The sequence below is a fragment of the Pseudomonas sp. GW456-L12 genome, assembly GCF_059424045.1.
In genome coordinates, this window is the sequence record NZ_JBWKZA010000024.1 from 1 (window position 1) to 18,790 (window position 18,790).

Genomic DNA, 18,790 nt, shown 5'->3' on the forward strand with positions numbered 1-18,790 from the left:
CTGTCAGGGTTCTTGACCGGGAATGGGGGCGGGCTGGCAGCAGGATCGGGCTCTATTGCCTATGCCTTCTGAAAAGACCTGCGCGGGTTACACCGACCAGTTGGTGTTGTGCCTGCTGCTGATTCTTTGCGTGGCGCTTGCGTTGGGCACCTATATCGTCCGGCTCAATGCGCGTATCGATCAACAGCGTGAGCTGTCGCCGGTGCATCTGCTGGAGTGCGGCAACGGGCGCGGGGCTTTTATCGTCGATCCCCACGGCCGGCGCAGCAGCAGTGACAATTGTTATCTGATCGAAGAGGATGAGTAGCCGATGTAGCGGCCCCAGGAAAATCCGGCACTGAGTTCAAGCGCAAGAAACGTAGTTCTTGCGCTTGAATGTCGATCTACAGTGCAGGCGTACCGAGATGAAGGCCAGGTCCGGGCCTGATCTCCCTGGAAGATAAAGGAGGCTTAGCATGTCCTGCGTATTCAAATTGATCAACTCGCCCGTCGGTCAACTGACCCTGGTGGCCAGAGGCACGAAGCTCGCCGCGATTCTCTGGGAGAACGAACGCGAAAACCGGGTGCGTCTCGGCCCGTTGCAGCCTGCCGACGATCATCCGGTCTTGCTGGAAACCGAACGCCAGCTCAAGGAGTACTTTGCCGGCAGCCGCGATCGCTTCGAACTGGAACTGGACTTTGTCGGCACCGAGTTCCAGCGCAAGGTCTGGCAGGCGCTGCTGACCATTCCTTTCGGTGAAACCCGCAGCTACAGCCAGATTGCCGCGCAGGTGGGCAGTCCCAAGGCCGTGCGCGCAGTCGGTGCGGCCAATGGCCGGAACCCGATCTCGATCATCGCGCCTTGCCACCGGGTGATCGGCGCCTCGGGCAGCCTCACCGGTTTTGCCGGCGGCCTGCAGGCCAAGCAGTTTCTGCTGGCGCTGGAAGGCGAGGAAACCCTGCAGTTGGCGTTCTGACTGTGAATGATTGCCGTCCCGGGGCGTGGGCGGCAGTTGTCGTTGACTGCATTGCGCGGCAAAGCTGCGGCTGCAAGCTGTGCGAGAATGGCCCATCGATTTCTTCAGGAACATCCCATGGAAGCCGCCAAGCCCGCTCTTATTCGCGAAACCTTCCCCGTCGGTCCCTTGCAGTGCAACTGCACGATCATTGGCGATCCTGTTACAAAAAAGGCCATAGTCGTCGATCCGGGCGGCAATCCTGACCTGATCATGGCGCGGCTCGACGCGCTGGGGCTGAAGGTGGTGAGCATCATTCATACCCATGCCCACCTGGATCACTTCCTGGCCTCCGGACAGATGAAGGAAAAAACCGGCGCAACCCTGCACCTGCACAAGGAGGATCAGTTCCTCTGGGACAACCTGGAGATGCAGTGCAGCATGTTCGGCGTGCCTTACACGCCGGTACCGGCACCGGATCGCTGGCTGGCGGACGACGAAGAACTGGCCTGCGGTTGCGGCGTGGCCCTGCATACGCCGGGACATACCCCAGGTTCCATGAGCTTCTGGTTCGCAGAGGCTAAGCTGCTGATTGCCGGCGACACGTTGTTCAAGCGCGGGGTAGGGCGCACGGATCTGTGGGGGGGCGACCAGGCCACCATCGTGCGTTCGATCAAGCAGCGTCTGTACACCCTCGACGAAGACGCGACTGTGGTGGCCGGGCATGGTCCGGACACCCGCCTGGGCGATGAAATGCGTGAGAATCCCTTTGTCAGGGCCTGAGCTTTGCTGTCAAAAGTTTCACGGAATTTTTGTCATTGGCCGTGTTCAAACGCCTGCAAAGGTCTGTTGCCAACGTCCGCTGCATCACAGAATGAAAAAAGTAGGAGCTTCTCCATGTTCACCTCGCGTCGTTTGATCGTTGTTGCTACCGCTGTGGCCTTGTTGTCCGGCTGTGCTTCGCCTAACCCCTATGACAATCAGGGGCAGGCCGACGGCTCCACGGGCATGAGCAAAACTGCAAAATACGGTGGCCTGGGTGCCTTGGCCGGTGCGCTGGCCGGTGCCGCCATCGACCACAACAACCGTGGCAAGGGCGCGCTGATCGGCGCTGCGGTAGTCGGTGCTTCCGCCGCCGGCTACGGCTACTACGCCGACCAGCAGGAAAAGAAACTGCGTGCCAGCATGGCCAATACCGGAGTCGAAGTGCAGCGCCAGGGCGATCAGATCAAACTGATCATGCCGGGCAACATCACCTTCGCCACCGATTCGGCGAACATCGCCCCAAGCTTCTATCAGCCGCTGAACAACCTGGCCAACTCCCTCAAGGAGTTCAACCAGAACCAGATCGAAATCGTCGGCTACACCGACAGCACCGGCAGCCGCCAGCACAACATGGACCTGTCCCAGCGTCGCGCCCAGAGCGTGGCGACCTACCTGACCTCGCAAGGTGTCAGCGGTGCCAACCTGTCGGCCCGTGGCGCTGGCCCGGATAACCCGATCGCCAGTAACGGCGACGTCAATGGCCGTGCGCAGAACCGTCGAGTGGAAGTGAACCTCAAGGCGATTCCTGGCCAGCAGTATGGTGGTCAGCAGCAACAGCCGGGTACGGTTCAGCAGTATCCGTAACTGATCGTTTGAATGAAGAAATGCCCGATCCTGTGATCGGGCATTTTTGTGTGTGGCCTTTTCCGGCCTCTTCGCAGGCTTGCCCGCGAAGAGGTCCGATCAGCCGCTATCAAATCACCAGATACAAAAAAGCCCCCGGACAACCGAATTGTCCGGGGGCTTTTTACTGGACGCGAAGCCTGATTACTTCTTCAGACCATAATGCTCGTCGAGCATGCCAGGCGCGTTAGGCGTCTTTGGCGCGTAGTCCCGTGGCGGTTCCTGGTCGCGCGGTGGCGTCAGGCGTTCCCGTGGAGCCTGCACCGAGTCGGAGTGCAGCGCGGCCAGCAGGCGTTGGCGGGTCAACTCGTCCAGGGCCAGGCGGTTGGCGCCCTCGGCGAGGTGGTCCTGCACTTCCTGATAGCTTTGAGTGAGTTTTTTCACCAGGGTGGCGGTGCTGTTGAAGTGGGTGACCACTTCGTTCTGATAACTGTCAAAACGTTCCTGAATATCATCCAGCTGACGTTGCGTGCGGTTAGGCGCGGCATTCGGCAGCAGGCGAGCGACCAGAAATCCAATGGCGACACCCGCGATCAGGGCAAGAGTCGGCAACAACCAAACTAGGAGCGAGTGTTCCACGAGTCCTTCCTCTATAAACGGCTTTGCTTTACGTTAACGGCTCGAACCTGCGCTGTATACCGCGATTCACTCGCAATAGATTGGCACAGACAATTTGCTAGACGAGTCGACCCGATTCGAGGTCACGGAGTTCCTTCCTTGCTTATGCGTGAAACCCCCGTAGTGATTGCCGGCCCGGTCGGCCAACTGGAAGCCCTGTATCTGGATGTCGCCGACGCCCGTGGCGTGGCGCTGATCTGTCATCCGAACCCGGTGCAGGGCGGCACCATGCTCAACAAGGTGGTCTCGACCCTGCAACGTACCGCGCGTGACGCCGGCCTGATCACCTTGCGTTTCAACTACCGTGGCGTCGGCGCCAGCGAAGGCAGCCACGACATGGGCAGCGGTGAAGTCGACGACGCGCAGGCGGCTGCCGAGTGGCTGCGGGCCAGGCACCCGGACTTGCCGATGACCCTGCTCGGCTTCTCCTTCGGTGGCTTCGTCGCCGCCAGCCTCGGCGGGCGCCTGGAAGCCCGCGGCGAGCCGCTCAAGCACCTGTTCATGGTCGCTGCCGCCGTGATGCGTTTGCGCGATAGCGACCTGCTGCCGCAGAACTGCCCGCTGACCCTGATCCAGCCGGAAACCGACGAAGTGGTCGACCCGCAGCTGGTCTATGACTGGTCCGACGCGCTTGAGCGCCCCCATGAGCTGCTGAAAGTGGCAGAATGCGGACACTTTTTTCATGGCAAGCTCACCGATCTCAAGGATCTGGTGCTGCCACGACTCTCGAATTGATTGCAGTCTGATAAGCGATTACCCATGACTACTCGTACGCGCATCCTCACCGGCATCACCACCACCGGCACGCCGCACCTGGGCAACTACGCTGGCGCCATCCGCCCGGCGATCCTCGCCAGCCGCGACAGCAATGCCAACTCGTTCTACTTCCTGGCCGACTATCACGCTCTGATCAAGTGCGATGACCCGCTGCGTATCCAGCGCTCGCGCCTGGAAATCGCCGCGACCTGGCTGGCCGGTGGCCTGGATGTGGAGCGCGTGACTTTCTATCGCCAGTCGGACATCCCGGAAATCCCGGAACTGACCTGGTTGCTGACCTGCGTGGCGGCCAAGGGCCTGCTCAACCGTGCTCACGCCTACAAGGCTTCGGTGGATAAAAACGTCGAGACCGGTGAAGACCCGGACGCCGGCATCACCATGGGCCTGTACAGCTACCCGGTGCTGATGGCCGCGGACATCCTGATGTTCAACGCCCACAAGGTGCCGGTCGGTCGCGACCAGATCCAGCACGTGGAAATGGCCCGTGATATCGGCCAGCGCTTCAACCATCTGTTCGGCCAGGGCAAGGAGTTCTTCACCATGCCCGAGGCGCTGATCGAGGAAAGCGTCGCCACCTTGCCGGGCCTCGATGGCCGCAAGATGTCCAAGAGCTACGACAACACCATTCCGTTGTTCAGCAGCGCCAAGGACATGAAGGACGCGATCTCGCGCATCGTCACCGACTCCCGCGCTCCTGGCGAAGCCAAGGACCCGGACAACGCTCACCTGTTCACCCTGTTCCAGGCTTTCGCGACGCCGGCCCAGGCTGACGAATTCCGCAGCGAGCTGCTGCAGGGCCTGGGTTGGGGCGAGGCGAAGAATCGTCTGTTCCAGCTGCTGGACAACCAGTTGGGTGAGGCGCGCGAGCGTTATCACCAGTTGATCGAGCGTCCTTCGGACCTGGAAGACATCCTCCAGGCCGGCGCCAAGAAAGCCCGCGCCGTGGCCACGCCATTCCTCAACGAGCTGCGCGAGGCCGTGGGCCTGCGTTCGTTCGTCAATCAGGTACAAGTGGCGGCGACCACCAAGAAGAAAGCGGCCAAGGCCGCGCGCTTCGTCAGCTTCCGCGAAGACGACGGCAGCTTCCGTTTCCGCCTGCTGGCCGCCGATGGCGAGCAACTGTTGCTGTCGCGCAACTTCGCCGACGGCAAGACCGCAGGTGCGGTGACCAAGCAACTGCAATCCGGCCAGGCTCTGGATCTGCGCAGTGAAGCGCTGGGTTTCAGCGTGTGGCTGGAAGGCGAGTGCGTGGCCGATAGCCCGGCCTTTGCCGACACGGCGGCCCGCGATGCGGCGATCGATGCGCTGCGCGTCGCCCTGGCGCCTGTGCAGGACTAACCGCAATCTCCCGACCAAGGGCTGATTGCCATTCTCAAGGGCCGTCGCTACAGTGACGGCCCGTTTTTGTTGCCTTGCTAACGAATTATGACGCCCCTAGAACGATACCAAGCTGATCTGAAACGCCCGGAGTTCTTCCACGACGCCGCGCAGGAAACCGCCGTGCGTCATTTGCAGCGCCTGTACGACGATCTGATCGCCGCGTCGAACAACAAGCCGGGCCTGCTGGGCAAGCTGTTTGGCAAGAAAGACCAGGTGCCGGTCAAGGGCCTGTACTTCTGGGGCGGGGTAGGGCGTGGCAAGACGTATCTGGTCGATACCTTCTTTGAAGCCCTGCCGTTCAAGCAGAAGGTCCGTACTCACTTCCACCGCTTCATGAAGCGTGTGCACGAGGAGATGAAAACCCTGGGCGGCGAGAAGAACCCGCTGACCATCATCGCCAAGCGCTTCGCCGACGAGGCCCGGGTGATCTGCTTCGACGAATTCTTTGTTTCCGACATCACCGACGCGATGATCCTCGGCACGCTGATGGAAGAGCTGTTCAAGAACGGCGTGACCCTGGTGGCTACCTCGAACATCGTGCCGGACGGCCTGTACAAGGACGGCCTGCAACGTGCGCGTTTCCTGCCGGCCATTGCCCTGATCAAGCAGCACACCGAGATCGTCAACGTCGACAGTGGCGTCGACTACCGTCTGCGTCACCTGGAGCAGGCCGAGTTGTTCCACTTCCCGCTGGACGAAGCGGCCCACGAAAGCCTGCGCAAGAGCTTCCGTGCGCTGACGCCGGAATGCACCCAGGCGGTGGAAAACGATGTGCTGATCGTCGAGAACCGCGAAATCCGCGCCCTGCGTACCTGCGATGACGTGGCCTGGTTCGACTTCCGCGAACTGTGCGATGGCCCACGCAGCCAGAATGACTACATCGAGCTGGGCAAGATCTTCCACGCCGTGCTGGTCAGCGGTGTCGAGCAGATGAGCGTCGCCACCGACGATATCGCCCGTCGCTTCATCAACATGGTCGACGAGTTCTACGACCGTAACGTCAAGCTGATCATTTCCGCTGAAGTCGAGCTCAAGGATCTGTACACCGGCGGCCGCCTGACCTTCGAGTTCCAGCGCACCCTCAGCCGTCTGCTGGAAATGCAGTCCCACGAGTTCCTCTCGCGGGCGCACAAGCCTTAACGGTTTCCGGATAAAAAGAAGGGCCTGCATTGCAGGCCCTTTTTCATTTACGCGGCTTGTTGGTGAAACTGCTGCCGGTACTGGTTCGGTGACAGCTCGGTGTGCTGGCGGAACAGGCGGGCGAAGAAGCTCGCATCGTCATAGCCGACCTCGTAGCTGATGGTCTTGATGCTCTTGCGCGTCCCCGAGAGCAGGCCCTTGGCGGTTTCGATGCGCAGGCGCTGCAGGTAATGCAGGGGTTTGTCGCCGGTGGCGGTCTGGAAGCGGCGCATGAAATTGCGAATGCTCATGCCATGTTCGCGGGCCACGTCCTCGAAGCGGAACTTGTCGGCGAAATGCTCTTCGAGCCAGTGCTGGATCTGCAGGATGATCACGTCCTGGTGCAGCTTCTGGCCGCCAAAGCCGATACGCCCCGGGGAATAGCTGCGCTGCACTTCATAGAGAATGTCGCGGGCCACGGCCTGGGCCACGTTGGCGCCGCAGAAACGCTCGATCAGGTAGATGTACAGGTCGCAGGCCGAAGTGGTGCCGCCGGCGCAATACAGGTTGTCGGCGTCGGTCAGGTGCTTGTCCTGATTGAGCTGGACCTTGGGGAAGCGTTCGCTGAAGGCATTGAAGAAACGCCAGTAAGTGGTGGCTTCCTTGCCGTCGAGCAACCCGGCTTCGGCCAGCCAGAACACCCCGGTGGCCTCGCCGCAGAGCACGGCGCCGCGGGCGTGTTGCTGGCGCAGCCAGGGCAGGATCTGTGGATAACGTTGGCAGAGGGTTTCGAAATCGTCCCAGAACGCCGGGAGGATGATCACGTCGGTATCTTCCAGGCCGCCGTCCACCGGCATGATCACGTTGCTGAAGCTGCATACCGGTTTGCCATCGGGGCTGACCAGGCGGGTTTCGAAGGCCGGGGTCAGGCCCTGGCCCAGCTGCTTGCCGTAGCGCAGGCTGGCCAGATGGAAGAAATCCTTGGCTTGCATGAGGGTGGAGGCGAAAACCCGGTCGATGGCCAGGATGCTGACGCGCCGCAAGGGCGTGGAGGTTTGGTTAGACATAATTCAATTGTTCTTATAGGGGAAAGTGGTCACCAGACGGCTGGATCGTCTTATTTTTTGTCGGATGTGTCCAGTGTCCTGTGTCGTACGCGTGGGCTTAGGCTCTGTGGGCCAATCCCGGCTAACAATAACGACAGGTGGCCCCATGATCCCCAGAACCTTGTTCAGCTCCGAGCACGAACTCTTTCGTGACAGCGTACGTACCTTCCTGGAAAAGGAGGCCGTGCCATTCCATGGGCAATGGGAAAAACAGGGCTACATCGACCGCGCCTTGTGGAACAAGGCCGGTGAGGCGGGAATGCTCTGCTCCCATCTCCCCGAGGAGTACGGCGGACTGGGGGCTGACTTTCTCTATAGCGCGGTAGTGATCGAGGAGGTAGGGCGCCTTGGTCTGACCGGTATCGGCTTCTCCCTGCATTCCGATATCGTCGCGCCTTACATCCTGCATTACGGCAGCGAGGCGCTGAAGCACAAGTACCTGCCGAAACTGGTGTCCGGCGAGATGGTCACGGCCATCGCCATGACCGAGCCAGGCGCCGGCTCCGACCTGCAGGGGGTCAAGACCACTGCGGTGCTGGACGGTGACGACTATGTGATCAACGGCTCCAAGACCTTTATCACCAACGGTTATCTGGCCGATCTGGTGATTGTCGTGGCCAAGACCGATCCGAAGGCCGGCGCCAAGGGCACCAGCCTGTTCCTGGTGGAGGCGGATACGCCCGGTTTTTCCAAGGGCAAACGCCTGGAAAAGGTCGGTATGAAGGCCCAGGACACTTCCGAACTTTTCTTCCAGGACGTCCGTGTGCCCAAGGAAAACCTGCTGGGGCAGGCCGGAATGGGCTTTGCCTACCTGATGCAGGAGTTGCCGCAGGAGCGTTTGACGGTGGCGGTAGGCGGTCTGGCGTCAGCCGAGGCGGCATTGCAGTGGACCCTGGAGTACACCCGCGAGCGCAAGGCCTTCGGCAAATCGATCGCCGACTTCCAGAACACCCGCTTCAAACTGGCGGAAATGGCCACCGAGATCCAGATCGGCCGGGTCTTCGTCGACCGCTGCCTGGAATTGCATCTGCAAGGCAAGCTCGATGTACCGACCGCCGCCATGGCCAAGTACTGGGGCACGGACCTGCAATGCAAGGTGCTCGACGAATGCGTGCAGTTGCACGGCGGTTACGGCTTCATGTGGGAGTACCCGGTGGCCCGGGCCTGGGCGGATGCGCGGGTGCAGCGGATCTATGCCGGGACCAACGAGATCATGAAGGAAATCATTGCGCGTTCCCTGTAGCGGCATTGGGTTGCGCGTAGGAGCGAGCCAGGCAGGCTCGCTCCTACGAGCGGGTTACGGCGCCGGGTTCGGGTGGTCCTTGTGGATCGCCTCGATGCCGGCCAGCACCTCATTCGACAGCTTCAGCTCGAGACTGGCGATATTGCTGTCCAGTTGTTCGAGGGTGGTCGCACCAATAATGTTGCTAGTGACGAACGGTTGCTGGGTGACGAATGCCAGGGCCATTTGCGCCGGATCCAGGCCGTGCTCGCGGGCCAGGGCGACATAGCGGCTGCAGGCCGCTTCCGATTGCGGGTTGAAGTAGCGGCTGAAGCGGCTGTACAGGCTCAGGCGGCCTTTGGCCGGGCGCGCGCCGCCTTCGTATTTGCCAGAGAGGAAGCCGAACGCCAGTGGCGAATAGGCCAGCAATCCACATTGTTCGCGAATGGCGATTTCCGCCAGGCCCACTTCAAAGCTGCGGTTGAGCAGGTTGTAGGGGTTCTGGATCGATACCGCCCGTGGCCAGCCGCGGCTCTCGGCGAGGGCCAGGAACTTCATGGTGCCCCAGGGCGTTTCATTGGACAGGCCAATGTGGCGGATCTTGCCGGCCTTGACCTGCTCGTCCAGGGCTTCGAGAGTTTCCTCCAGCGGGGTGAAGTCTTCTTCCTTGTGCTTGTAGCCCAGTTGGCCGAAGAAGTTGGTGCTGCGCTCTGGCCAATGCAACTGGTAGAGGTCGATCCAGTCGGTCTGCAGGCGCTTGAGGCTGGCGTCCACGGCTTGGACTATGTGCTTGCGGTTGTGTTTGAGCTGGTTGTCGCGGATGTAGTCGATGGTGTTGCCGGGGCCGGCGATCTTGCTGGCGAGGATCCAGTCGGCGCGATCGCCGCGAGCCTTGAACCAGTTACCGATGTAGCGCTCGGTGGTGGCGTAGGTTTCGGCCTTTGGCGGCACCGGGTACATCTCCGCGGTGTCGATGAAATTGATCCCTGCAGCCTTGGCCCGTTCGATCTGGGCGAAGGCCTCGGACTCGCTGTTTTGCTCGCCCCAGGTCATGGTTCCCAGGCAGATTGCACTCACGTTCAGGTCGGTCCGGCCTAGCTGGCGATAGTCCATCGGGTGCTCCTTCGGCAAAACAATCATAAAAGCAGGTTGAATTTTTTTTCGCAATCTGCATAATTCCGCAGCTCTTTCTGCAGTGGAAGTGATGCGCCGCCTGCCGAAGAATCTTGCCGTATAACGGACGCGCTGACCCGAGCCCCCGATAGCGTCTGTATCCGGCTGCCTTTGACTTGTCAAAGTACGCACTATTCAGTAAGATCCGCCGTCTAATTTACAGGGCGGCCCCTGAGGCTATAAAGAATGAAAACTTTTACTGCTAAACCGGAAACAGTTAAGCGCGACTGGTTTGTCGTCGACGCTGCTGGTCAGACCCTGGGTCGTCTGGCCACCGAAATCGCGAGCCGTCTGCGTGGCAAGCACAAGCCTGAGTACACCCCTCACGTCGACACCGGTGACTACATCGTCGTGATCAACGCTGAGCAAGTACGTGTTACTGGCGCTAAAACCACTGACAAAATGTACTACTCCCACTCCGGTTTCCCGGGCGGCATCAAGTCGATCAACTTTGAAAAGCTGATCGCCAAGGCCCCTGAGCGCGTGATCGAGACCGCGGTAAAAGGCATGCTGCCTAAGAACCCGCTGGGTCGCGACATGTACCGTAAGCTGAAAGTCTATGCGGGCGCTGCACACCCTCATACTGCTCAGCAGCCCCAAGAACTGAAGATTTAACGGAATAGTTCATTATGTCGGCGACTCAAAATTACGGCACTGGCCGTCGCAAGACTGCAACCGCACGCGTTTTCCTGCGTCCGGGCACTGGCAACATCTCCATCAACAACCGCTCCCTGGATAACTTCTTCGGCCGCGAAACTGCCCGCATGGTAGTTCGTCAGCCGCTGGAACTGACCGAGACCGTCGAGAAGTTCGACATCTACGTCACCGTTATCGGCGGTGGTGTGAGTGGCCAAGCTGGCGCAATCCGCCACGGCATCACTCGCGCTCTGATGGATTACGACGAAACTCTGCGCAGCGCTCTGCGTAAAGCCGGTTTCGTAACCCGTGACGCACGTGAAGTTGAACGTAAGAAAGTTGGTCTGCGTAAAGCGCGTAAGCGTCCGCAGTACTCGAAGCGTTAATTCGCTTCCGCGTTCAAAAAACGCCCAGTCTCCTTACGGAGCTGGGCGTTTTTTTATGGGCGATTATTTTGCGCTGTGACAACTTGCCACATCTGCAGAGCCCCTATACTACAGGGCTTGGGGCAGGGCCAAGTTGGTAATTACCTTGTCAGAGTAGGGGCTTTTCATTACCATTCGGCAAAATTTTTATAAGTTCAGATTTTTACTTAGTAGATGCCTGATTTAACAGGCCACAAAGCTGATGGGAGAGGACTGAATGAGCAATGACGGCGTGAATGCAGGCCGGCGTCGCTTCCTTGTAGCAGCCACATCCGTGGTGGGTGCTGCAGGAGCGGTGGGGGCTGCGGTCCCGTTCGTGGGGTCATGGTTTCCCAGTGCCAAGGCGAAAGCCGCAGGGGCACCGGTGAAAGTGAATATCAGCAAGATCGACCCAGGTCAGCAGATGATTGCTGAGTGGCGTGGTCAGCCGGTATTCATCGTCCGCCGCACACAGGAAATCCTGGGGAATCTCAAAAAGATCGAGGGTCAACTTTCCGACCCCGACTCCAAGAACTCTGTCCAACCAACCTACGTCGACCCGGAAGTGCGTTCGATCAAGCCAGAGATTCTGCTGCTGATCGGTATCTGCACCCACCTGGGTTGCTCGCCGACTTTCCGCCCTGAAGTGGCGCCTGCGGATCTGGGCAAGGATTGGGTAGGTGGCTATTTCTGCCCTTGCCACGGTTCCCACTACGATCTGGCTGGCCGCGTCTACAAGTCGCAACCTGCGCCTTTGAACCTGCCAGTACCCCCGCATTCCTATGAGTCGGACGACCTTATTGTCATCGGCGTCGATACGGAGAAAGCGTGATGAGCAAGTTCATGGATTGGGTTGATGCGCGCTTCCCCGCGACCAAAATGTGGGAAGACCATCTCAGCAAGTATTACGCCCCGAAGAACTTCAACTTCTTCTACTTCTTTGGTTCCCTGGCTCTGCTGGTTCTGGTTAACCAGATCGTCACCGGTGTCTGGCTGACCATGAGCTACACCCCGTCGGCGGAAGAGGCTTTCGCTTCCGTCGAATACATCATGCGCGACGTCGAGTACGGCTCGATCCTGCGTCTGTTGCACTCCACTGGCGCCTCGGCGTTCTTCATCGTGGTCTATCTGCACATGTTCCGTGGCCTGCTCTACGGTTCTTACCAGAAGCCGCGTGAGCTGGTGTGGCTGTTCGGCATGCTGATCTACCTGGCGCTGATGGCCGAGGCCTTCATGGGCTACCTGCTGCCTTGGGGGCAAATGTCCTATTGGGGCGCCCAGGTGATCATCTCGCTGTTTGGTGCGATCCCGGTCATCGGTAACGACCTGACCCAGTGGATTCGTGGTGACTACCTGATTTCCGGTATTACCCTGAACCGCTTCTTCGCCTTGCACGTAGTGGCCCTGCCAATCGTGATTCTCGGTCTGGTAGTGCTGCACATCCTGGCGCTGCACGAAGTGGGTTCGAACAACCCGGATGGCGTGGACATCAAGAAGCACAAAGACGAAAACGGCGTACCGCTGGATGGCATCGCTTTCCACCCGTACTACACCGTGAAAGACATCGTCGGCGTGGTGGTGTTCCTGTTCATCTTCTGCTCGATCGTGTTCTTCTTCCCGGAAATGGGTGGTTATTTCCTCGAGAAGCCGAACTTCGAACAGGCCAACCCGTTCAAGACGCCTGAGCATATTGCCCCGGTTTGGTACTTCACCCCGTTCTACGCGATTCTGCGCGCGGTTCCGGACAAGCTGCTGGGCGTGATTGCGATGGGCGCGGCGATCGCCGTGTTGTTCGTGCTGCCATGGCTCGATCGCAGCCCGGTCAAATCCATGCGCTACAAGGGTTGGCTGAGCAAGATCTGGCTGGTGGTGTTCTGCATCTCGTTCGTGATCCTGGGGATCCTCGGCGTTCTGGCACCGACGCCGGGTCGCACGCTGCTGTCGCAGGTATGTACCTTCCTGTACTTCGCCTACTTCATTCTGATGCCGTTCTATACCAGGCTCGAGAAGACCAAACCGGTTCCGGAAAGGGTGACTGGCTGATGAAAAAGCTATTTGCTGTACTGATTCTTGCTGCTATGCCTGTACTGTCCTTCGCGGCCGAACACGGTGGTCCCGAGCTGGAAAAAGTCGACATCGACGTCTCCGACAAGGCCGCCATGCAGGATGGCGCACGGACATTCGCCAACTACTGCATGGGCTGCCACAGCGCCAAGTTCCAACGCTATGAGCGCGTTGCCGACGATCTGGGGATTCCTCACGATCTGATGATGAGCAAGCTGGTGTTCACCGGTGCGAAAATCGGCGATCACATGAGCATCGGCATGCAGCCGGCTGACGCCAAGACCTGGTTCGGTGCGGCTCCGCCCGACCTGACCCTGGTGGCTCGTGTGCGTGGTACCGACTGGCTCTATGGCTACCTGCGCTCCTTCTACGAAGACCCTGCGCGTCCATGGGGCGTGAACAATAAGGTCTTCCCGAACGTGGGTATGCCTAACGTCCTGGTCGGCCTGCAGGGGCGCCAGGTTGTTGGCTGCAAACAGGTGCAGATCGTCGAAGACGGCAAGAAGCAATACGATCCGCTGACTGGTACCGCTTTGACCCATGAGGCCTGCGACCAGCTGACCGTGCTGCCGAAAACCGGCACGCTCAACGAAGAGCAGTTCGACGAGAAGGTCAAGAACCTGGTGACCTTCCTGGCTTACTCGGCCAACCCGGTCAAGCTGGAGCATCAACGTATCGGCACCTATGTGTTACTGTATCTGGCCTTCTTCTTCGTGTTCGCCTATCTGCTCAAGCGCGAATACTGGAAAGACGTTCATTGATAAAGCTGTAATTCATTGCTGTTAATCGTGCGCGCCCAAGGGCGTCTCTGAAGGTGTAACGAGTCTGGATCATCCAGGCGTTACGGGAGGCGCCCTCTGGGCGCGCTCGTTTTTCTGCTTCCGATAATTTCAACAAGCGAGGAGGACCGCCATGGGCGTGACCAATCGGTTGGCCTGTTACTCCGACCCCGCCGACCACTATTCCCACCGGGTACGTATCGTGCTCGCAGAGAAGGGTGTCAGCGCCGAGATCATCAGTGTGGAGGCGGGGCGTCAGCCGCCGAAGCTGATCGAAGTGAACCCTTACGGCAGTCTGCCCACCCTGGTCGATCGTGACCTGGCGTTGTGGGAGTCGACCGTGGTGATGGAATATCTGGATGAGCGTTACCCGCACCCGCCACTACTGCCGGTTTACCCAGTGGCGCGTGCCAACAGCCGTCTGCTGATTCATCGGATCCAGCGTGACTGGTGTGGGCTGGTGGATCTGATCCTGGATTCCCGGACCAAGGAAGCCGCTCGGGCTCAGGCTCGCAAAGAGCTGCGCGAGAGCCTGACCGGCGTTTCGCCGCTGTTCGCGGAGAAGCCGTTTTTCCTCAGTGAGGAACAAAGTCTGGTGGATTGCTGCCTATTACCAATACTCTGGAGATTACCGATTCTGGGTATTGAATTGCCACGGCAAGCCAAGCCGTTGCTTGATTATATGGAGCGCCAGTTCGCCCGTGAGACGTTCCAGGCAAGTCTGTCTGGCGTCGAACGCGACATGCGCTAAGGCTTAAGGAGCCGCTATGAACTCCAGTCGACCTTATCTGGTCCGCGCGCTCTACGAGTGGATTGTGGACAACGATTGCACCCCGCATATGCTGGTCAATTCCGAATACCCGGCGGTGCAGGTGCCTCAGGGTTTCGCCAGTGACGGACAGATCGTCCTGAATATTTCTCCGAGTGCCGTGCGTCATTTGCACATGGATAACGAGGTGGTGACTTTCGAGGGGCGCTTCGGTGGCGTCCCGCATAGCTTGTACGTCCCTGTGCCGGCGATCCTGGGCATTTACGCTCGGGAGAATGGTCAGGGCATGGTGTTCGATCTGGAGTCGCCCGTGGATGACGAGGACGATGAAATCGAGCCGGATGATGATATTCCACCACCGGATAACGAGCCGCCGCGTCCAAGCGGTCGACCGAGTCTGAAGGTCGTGAAGTAATAAAAAAGGCGATCCATTCGGATCGCCTTTTTTTGTGCCCGTACCTTTCGCCTGCATCAGTCGATGTATTCGAACAGTTTGACGATTTTCTGCACGCCGGAAACGCCCTGTACCAGGTTGGTCGCCTGGGTGGCTTCCTGTTGGGTCAGCAGGCCCAGCAGGTAGACGATGCCGTTTTCCGTCACGACCTTGATGCGTGAGCCTGGAATGCTGGCATCGGTCAGCATCTGGGTCTTGATCTTGGTGGTCAGCCAGGCATCGTTCTGCCGGGCCAGCAGGGAAGAGGGCGGTAGAACCTGCAGTTCGTTGTGGACTTTCTTCACCCGTTGCACGGCGCTGGCGGCCTGCTCGGCGAGTGTCTTGAGGTCGGCGCGCGGGGTCTGGCCAGCCAGCAGGACGATGCCGTTGAAGCTGGTCACCACGATGTGAGAATTGTGGTCCAGGTCCGGACTGGCCTTGGCGACGTTCACTTCGACTTTGGTCTGGATCAGTGAGTCATCGATCTTGCTGCCGAAGGTGCGGGTGCCGCGGTCATCTTCGATCGGGCTTTCGCGGGTGGCAGTAATCACCGAGCTGCAACCGCTGATGCTCAAGGCTAGGGTCAGGGCCAGTAGGCCAAGGCGATTAGGGGTCATTCTTCACTCCCGAACAGTTGGCTGTCGATCAAGTCGCAGAGGCAGTGGATCGCCAGCAGGTGGACTTCCTGGATACGTGCAGTGACATTGGCCGGTACGCGAATCTCGACATCTTCCGGCAATAGCAGGGACGCCATGCCGCCGCCATCGCGACCGGTCAATGCTACGACAATCATTTCGCGATCATGTGCGGCCTGGATCGCTTGAATAATATTCGCCGAGTTGCCGCTGGTGGAGATCGCCAGCAGGACATCGCCAGGCTGGCCCAAGGCACGAATCTGCTTGGAAAAGACTTCGTTGTAGCTGTAGTCGTTGGCGATCGAGGTAATCGTCGAGCTGTCTGTGGTCAGCGCAATGGCTGGCAGGCTCGGGCGCTCGCGCTCGAAACGGTTGAGCAGTTCGGAGGAGAAGTGCTGGGCATCGCCGGCCGAGCCACCATTGCCGCAGGAAAGCATTTTTCCTTCGTTGAGCAGGGCGTTGACCATGACCTGGCTGGCTTGCTCGATGTGCGGTGCAAGTACGTCCATCGCCTGCTGCTTGGTGTCGATACTGGCCTGAAAAAGCTGGCGAATTCGGGATTGCATGTCCATCTGTGTGACCTTAAGTGGCGCGGCTTTCTGGCACATGAATGTGCTGCCCGCAAAGCAAAGAGCAAAAATGTTGAGTGAAAATGTCCGGCTCGGCCCGAGAGCGTCGATCAGCTTTCAAAGGCATTCCGTAGCCAGTTCAAATGAGTGGTCGTACCTGGGGCGCTGTCTATGGCGACCACATCGAAACGGCAAGGGTGGTTGGACCAGCGCGACTCGCGCTGCAGGAAAAACTGTGCGGCGAGTATCAGTTTCTGACGCTTGCGTGCGTCGATGCTGCCTAGTGCGCCACCCCATTGCGTGTGTTGTCTGTAGCGGACTTCGACGAATACTACTGTATCGCCGTCAAGCATGACCAGATCAAGCTCGCCGCGTTTGCACAACCAGTTCTGCGCCAGCAGGCGCAGCCCTTGTTGTTCAAGATGCCGGAGCGCTTGGGCTTCGGCATCCTGACCGCTTTGCTGGCGTGATCGTTGTGGCATTAGCGCTGGGTGTCAGGCAGGCGAGTGATCTGGCCGCTGACGAACTCGGCCCATGGCAGCTGGCGTTGAACACGCTGGCTCGGGCTCATGGCCAGGCTGCCCGACAGGCCTTCGATGCGGCTGTCCGGCAGGGCCTTGAGTTGCCCCAGGCGTGGTGCCAGGCGGTAGGCGTCGGCGCCCATCGCATACAGTCGACCCAGGCTGCCACCGGCTTGTGGCCATTGCGCGGCGACCTGTCGGCGCAGCGGGTCATTGGCATCCAGCAGCCAAGGCGTCTCGCAGAAGCGTATGCCGTTCATGTCGTTGTACTGGTTCTGGTCGCCGCTGGCGCTGAAGACGTGAGAGGTAGCGTAGACAGGTACATCGCCGGCGTACTGGAAGTTCAGGGTCGGCTTGATCTGTTGTGCCTGTTGCGGAGTGGATGCCAGGAAAATGAACTCGATGTCCTGGCGACGCGAAGGTTGTGCGGCCACTTGAGTGCCAGCGGCGTTCTGCAGGCTCTTGGCGCGGGCTTCGCTCTGGCGCAGTTGGAACAGGTCGGCAATCTGCTGGGCCAGGGCTACCGGCTGATCGACGCGTTCGATACCGACCACGCTACCGCCGTTACTTTCCCAGTCCTGACGGAAAGCCTTGAGCACACGATCACCCCATTCGCCGCGTGGCACCAGGACCGCAGCGCGGTGCAGCCCGTCGGCGCGGGCGCGGCGGGAGACTTCGCGAGCCTCATCTTCGGCGGCCAGGCCGAACTGGAACAGTTGCGCGGGGCCTTGCTCGCCTTCGCTGTAGTTCAGCGCCAGGGTGGTGATAGGCAGTTGCGGGCGCGCGGCGAGCTGTTTGACCAGCGGTTTTTCCAGCGGGCCGACGACCAGTTGCACGCCATCTGCCTGGGCCTTGCGATAGAAGTCATCCAGCGAAGTCAGGCGCGAGCTGTCGTAGAACTCGATGCTGGGTGGTTTTTGACCGGCTTGCTGGGCTTGATAGTGCGCGGCCATGAAGCCGTCGCGCAGGGCCTTGGAGACCGCGGCCAGCGGGCCGTCCTGCGGCAACAGCAGGGCGATCTTGGACAGCGGCTGGCTGGCCAGCTCCTTGAGTTTGGTCAGCGGCAGCGGCAGCTGAATGGCCGCCGGATGCTTGGGGTTCTGTGCGCGCCAGTTGTCGATGGCGGCCTGCTGTTGTTCCAGGGTGCCGGCGGTCTTCACTGCCAGCGCCAGGCTCATCCAGCCGCCCAGGTCATCGTTGCCGACGGCTTGCAGTTGATCGGTCGGCAGGCTGGCAATCAATGCCCAGATGGCTTCGTGGTTCTTGCTCGCGGCGTCGTCCTTGAGCAGTGGCGCAATGAAAATGCGCTCCCGTGCCGCAGCGAGGGCCTGGCCGTCAGCCTCTAGTGCGCGAGCGTGGACAGTGCCGGTGCGGATTTGCTGCTCTTCCGGCAGTTCGCTCAGGCGTTGCAGGCTCGGGTGGCTCAGGGCAGTCAGGGCGGCCTTTGGCTGGTTGCGAGTCATGGCCAGTTCGGCGGCCAGGGTGCTGGCGAAAACCTGCTGGCCGGGTTTGAGTTGCTCCATCGGCACTTGTTGCAGGATTTGCGCGGCCTGGCCGGCGTTGCCCTGGCGATAGGCCAGGTCGGCAGCGCTCAAGCGCAGCAGGGCTGCCTTGTCGGGCGTTTTGCTGTTGGCGGCCTGTTCGAGCAGTTGCTCGATGCTGGCATCCGGGGTCCGTGGAAGTTCGCCAAGGCTGGAGGAGGGCGAGCTGGCGCAAGCTGCCAGGAGGGCGGCAAGGCATAAGGCAGAGAACAGCCGCAGGCAAGCGATCATGTAAGTGTTCCTGATACTCGATCAAATTAGCGTGGAATTGTACCCAAGCACTGGCCGGGGCGCGATGTTACTGGCAATAAACCGTCTATTTTAGGTCGAGCAAATGTTGCAGTGCTTTAGAACGGCAGACGCTGTCGCAGGCTTGAGGTGCCTGCGACACGCATTCCGAAGGCTTCTACGCGCTACAATGGCACTTTTACCGATCAAGAG

Annotated in this window: 22 protein-coding genes; 15 read left to right on the forward strand and 7 right to left on the reverse strand. The window is 59.9% G+C overall.

Going from position 1 to position 18,790, the window contains the following annotated elements; all coding sequences use genetic code 11:
* Window positions 1-61 precede the first annotated feature (61 nt).
* From AC07Y9_RS23955 to AC07Y9_RS23970, 4 genes are all read left to right on the forward strand, one after another.
* Entirely contained in the window at window positions 62-307 is a 246-nt protein-coding gene (locus AC07Y9_RS23955) for a hypothetical protein (RefSeq protein WP_172963001.1), read from the forward strand.
* A gap of 148 nt (window positions 308-455) precedes the next feature.
* The gene (locus AC07Y9_RS23960) at window positions 456-956 is read left to right on the forward strand and encodes a methylated-DNA--[protein]-cysteine S-methyltransferase (RefSeq protein WP_009045529.1); all 501 of its coding nucleotides are present in this window, start codon (window positions 456-458) and stop codon (window positions 954-956) included.
* 117 nt (window positions 957-1,073) lie between these two features.
* Complete coding sequence (locus AC07Y9_RS23965) at window positions 1,074-1,718, forward strand: MBL fold metallo-hydrolase (RefSeq protein ID WP_009045528.1); 645 nt, start codon at window positions 1,074-1,076, stop codon at window positions 1,716-1,718.
* A gap of 114 nt (window positions 1,719-1,832) precedes the next feature.
* Window positions 1,833-2,564 carry a YiaD family glycine zipper/OmpA-like lipoprotein gene (locus tag AC07Y9_RS23970; RefSeq protein ID WP_009045527.1) on the forward strand — a complete coding sequence of 244 codons (732 nt, stop codon included), beginning with the start codon at window positions 1,833-1,835 and terminating at the stop codon, window positions 2,562-2,564.
* A gap of 183 nt (window positions 2,565-2,747) precedes the next feature.
* Here the strand turns inward: AC07Y9_RS23970 and AC07Y9_RS23975 are convergent, their stop codons facing one another.
* The gene (locus tag AC07Y9_RS23975; RefSeq protein ID WP_007928428.1) at window positions 2,748-3,182 is read right to left on the reverse strand and encodes a Z-ring associated ZapG family protein; all 435 of its coding nucleotides are present in this window, start codon (window positions 3,180-3,182) and stop codon (window positions 2,748-2,750) included.
* A 144-nt stretch (window positions 3,183-3,326) separates the two neighbouring features.
* On the opposite strand from AC07Y9_RS23975, the gene AC07Y9_RS23980 reads away from it, so the two are divergent.
* From AC07Y9_RS23980 to zapE, 3 genes are all read left to right on the forward strand, one after another.
* Window positions 3,327-3,956: an alpha/beta hydrolase gene (locus tag AC07Y9_RS23980; protein ID WP_037035259.1), complete on the forward strand. Its 630-nt coding sequence runs from the start codon at window positions 3,327-3,329 to the stop codon at window positions 3,954-3,956.
* Between the two features lie 24 nt (window positions 3,957-3,980).
* The gene (locus AC07Y9_RS23985) at window positions 3,981-5,336 is read left to right on the forward strand and encodes a tryptophan--tRNA ligase (RefSeq protein WP_102678601.1); all 1,356 of its coding nucleotides are present in this window, start codon (window positions 3,981-3,983) and stop codon (window positions 5,334-5,336) included.
* A gap of 87 nt (window positions 5,337-5,423) precedes the next feature.
* Entirely contained in the window at window positions 5,424-6,518 is a 1,095-nt protein-coding gene (zapE, locus tag AC07Y9_RS23990) for a cell division protein ZapE (RefSeq protein ID WP_007928431.1), read from the forward strand.
* A 47-nt stretch (window positions 6,519-6,565) separates the two neighbouring features.
* Here the strand turns inward: zapE and AC07Y9_RS23995 are convergent, their stop codons facing one another.
* A complete protein-coding gene (locus AC07Y9_RS23995; protein WP_172963002.1) occupies window positions 6,566-7,465 on the reverse strand; it encodes a GlxA family transcriptional regulator in 900 nt (299 codons plus the stop codon).
* A gap of 244 nt (window positions 7,466-7,709) precedes the next feature.
* Here AC07Y9_RS23995 and AC07Y9_RS24000 point away from each other — a divergent pair, with 244 nt between their 5' ends.
* Window positions 7,710-8,846: an acyl-CoA dehydrogenase family protein gene (locus AC07Y9_RS24000; protein ID WP_016703546.1), complete on the forward strand. Its 1,137-nt coding sequence runs from the start codon at window positions 7,710-7,712 to the stop codon at window positions 8,844-8,846.
* Between the two features lie 54 nt (window positions 8,847-8,900).
* Here AC07Y9_RS24000 and AC07Y9_RS24005 read toward each other — a convergent pair whose 3' ends face one another.
* Window positions 8,901-9,938: an NADP(H)-dependent aldo-keto reductase gene (locus AC07Y9_RS24005; RefSeq protein ID WP_062824692.1), complete on the reverse strand. Its 1,038-nt coding sequence runs from the start codon at window positions 9,936-9,938 to the stop codon at window positions 8,901-8,903.
* A gap of 246 nt (window positions 9,939-10,184) precedes the next feature.
* Between AC07Y9_RS24005 and rplM the strand changes: the two genes are divergently transcribed.
* The 7 genes from rplM to AC07Y9_RS24040 all read left to right on the forward strand — a co-directional run bounded on the left by rplM (window position 10,185) and on the right by AC07Y9_RS24040 (window position 15,065).
* Entirely contained in the window at window positions 10,185-10,613 is a 429-nt protein-coding gene (gene rplM / locus AC07Y9_RS24010) for a 50S ribosomal protein L13 (RefSeq protein ID WP_007928449.1), read from the forward strand.
* A gap of 14 nt (window positions 10,614-10,627) precedes the next feature.
* Window positions 10,628-11,020: a 30S ribosomal protein S9 gene (gene rpsI / locus AC07Y9_RS24015; protein ID WP_003228056.1), complete on the forward strand. Its 393-nt coding sequence runs from the start codon at window positions 10,628-10,630 to the stop codon at window positions 11,018-11,020.
* 256 nt (window positions 11,021-11,276) lie between these two features.
* A complete protein-coding gene (gene petA, locus AC07Y9_RS24020; protein WP_007928454.1) occupies window positions 11,277-11,870 on the forward strand; it encodes a ubiquinol-cytochrome c reductase iron-sulfur subunit in 594 nt (197 codons plus the stop codon).
* A complete protein-coding gene (locus tag AC07Y9_RS24025; protein ID WP_007928456.1) occupies window positions 11,870-13,081 on the forward strand; it encodes a cytochrome b in 1,212 nt (403 codons plus the stop codon). Before petA ends, AC07Y9_RS24025 begins: the two co-directional genes overlap by 1 nt.
* A complete protein-coding gene (locus tag AC07Y9_RS24030) occupies window positions 13,081-13,863 on the forward strand; it encodes a cytochrome c1 (protein WP_007928459.1) in 783 nt (260 codons plus the stop codon). Before AC07Y9_RS24025 ends, AC07Y9_RS24030 begins: the two co-directional genes overlap by 1 nt.
* Before the next feature lie 151 nt (window positions 13,864-14,014).
* Complete coding sequence (locus AC07Y9_RS24035) at window positions 14,015-14,632, forward strand: glutathione S-transferase N-terminal domain-containing protein (RefSeq protein ID WP_007928460.1); 618 nt, start codon at window positions 14,015-14,017, stop codon at window positions 14,630-14,632.
* Window positions 14,633-14,648: 16 nt separating this feature from the next.
* Window positions 14,649-15,065, forward strand: coding sequence for a ClpXP protease specificity-enhancing factor (locus AC07Y9_RS24040; RefSeq protein WP_007928461.1), 417 nt, complete (start codon window positions 14,649-14,651; stop codon window positions 15,063-15,065).
* A 56-nt stretch (window positions 15,066-15,121) separates the two neighbouring features.
* On the opposite strand, the gene AC07Y9_RS24045 is transcribed toward AC07Y9_RS24040, so the two are convergent.
* The 4 genes from AC07Y9_RS24045 to AC07Y9_RS24060 form a co-directional block, all read right to left on the reverse strand.
* A complete protein-coding gene (locus AC07Y9_RS24045; protein ID WP_007928462.1) occupies window positions 15,122-15,700 on the reverse strand; it encodes a BON domain-containing protein in 579 nt (192 codons plus the stop codon).
* Complete coding sequence (locus tag AC07Y9_RS24050; RefSeq protein ID WP_007928463.1) at window positions 15,697-16,290, reverse strand: phosphoheptose isomerase; 594 nt, start codon at window positions 16,288-16,290, stop codon at window positions 15,697-15,699. The genes AC07Y9_RS24045 and AC07Y9_RS24050 overlap by 4 nt, the downstream gene beginning before the upstream one ends.
* 107 nt (window positions 16,291-16,397) lie before the next feature.
* The gene (locus AC07Y9_RS24055; protein WP_007928464.1) at window positions 16,398-16,769 is read right to left on the reverse strand and encodes a YraN family protein; all 372 of its coding nucleotides are present in this window, start codon (window positions 16,767-16,769) and stop codon (window positions 16,398-16,400) included.
* On the reverse strand, window positions 16,769-18,580 hold the full coding sequence (locus tag AC07Y9_RS24060; protein ID WP_102678600.1) for a penicillin-binding protein activator: 1,812 nt from the start codon (window positions 18,578-18,580) through the stop codon (window positions 16,769-16,771). Before AC07Y9_RS24060 ends, AC07Y9_RS24055 begins: the two co-directional genes overlap by 1 nt.
* Window positions 18,581-18,790 lie beyond the last annotated feature (210 nt).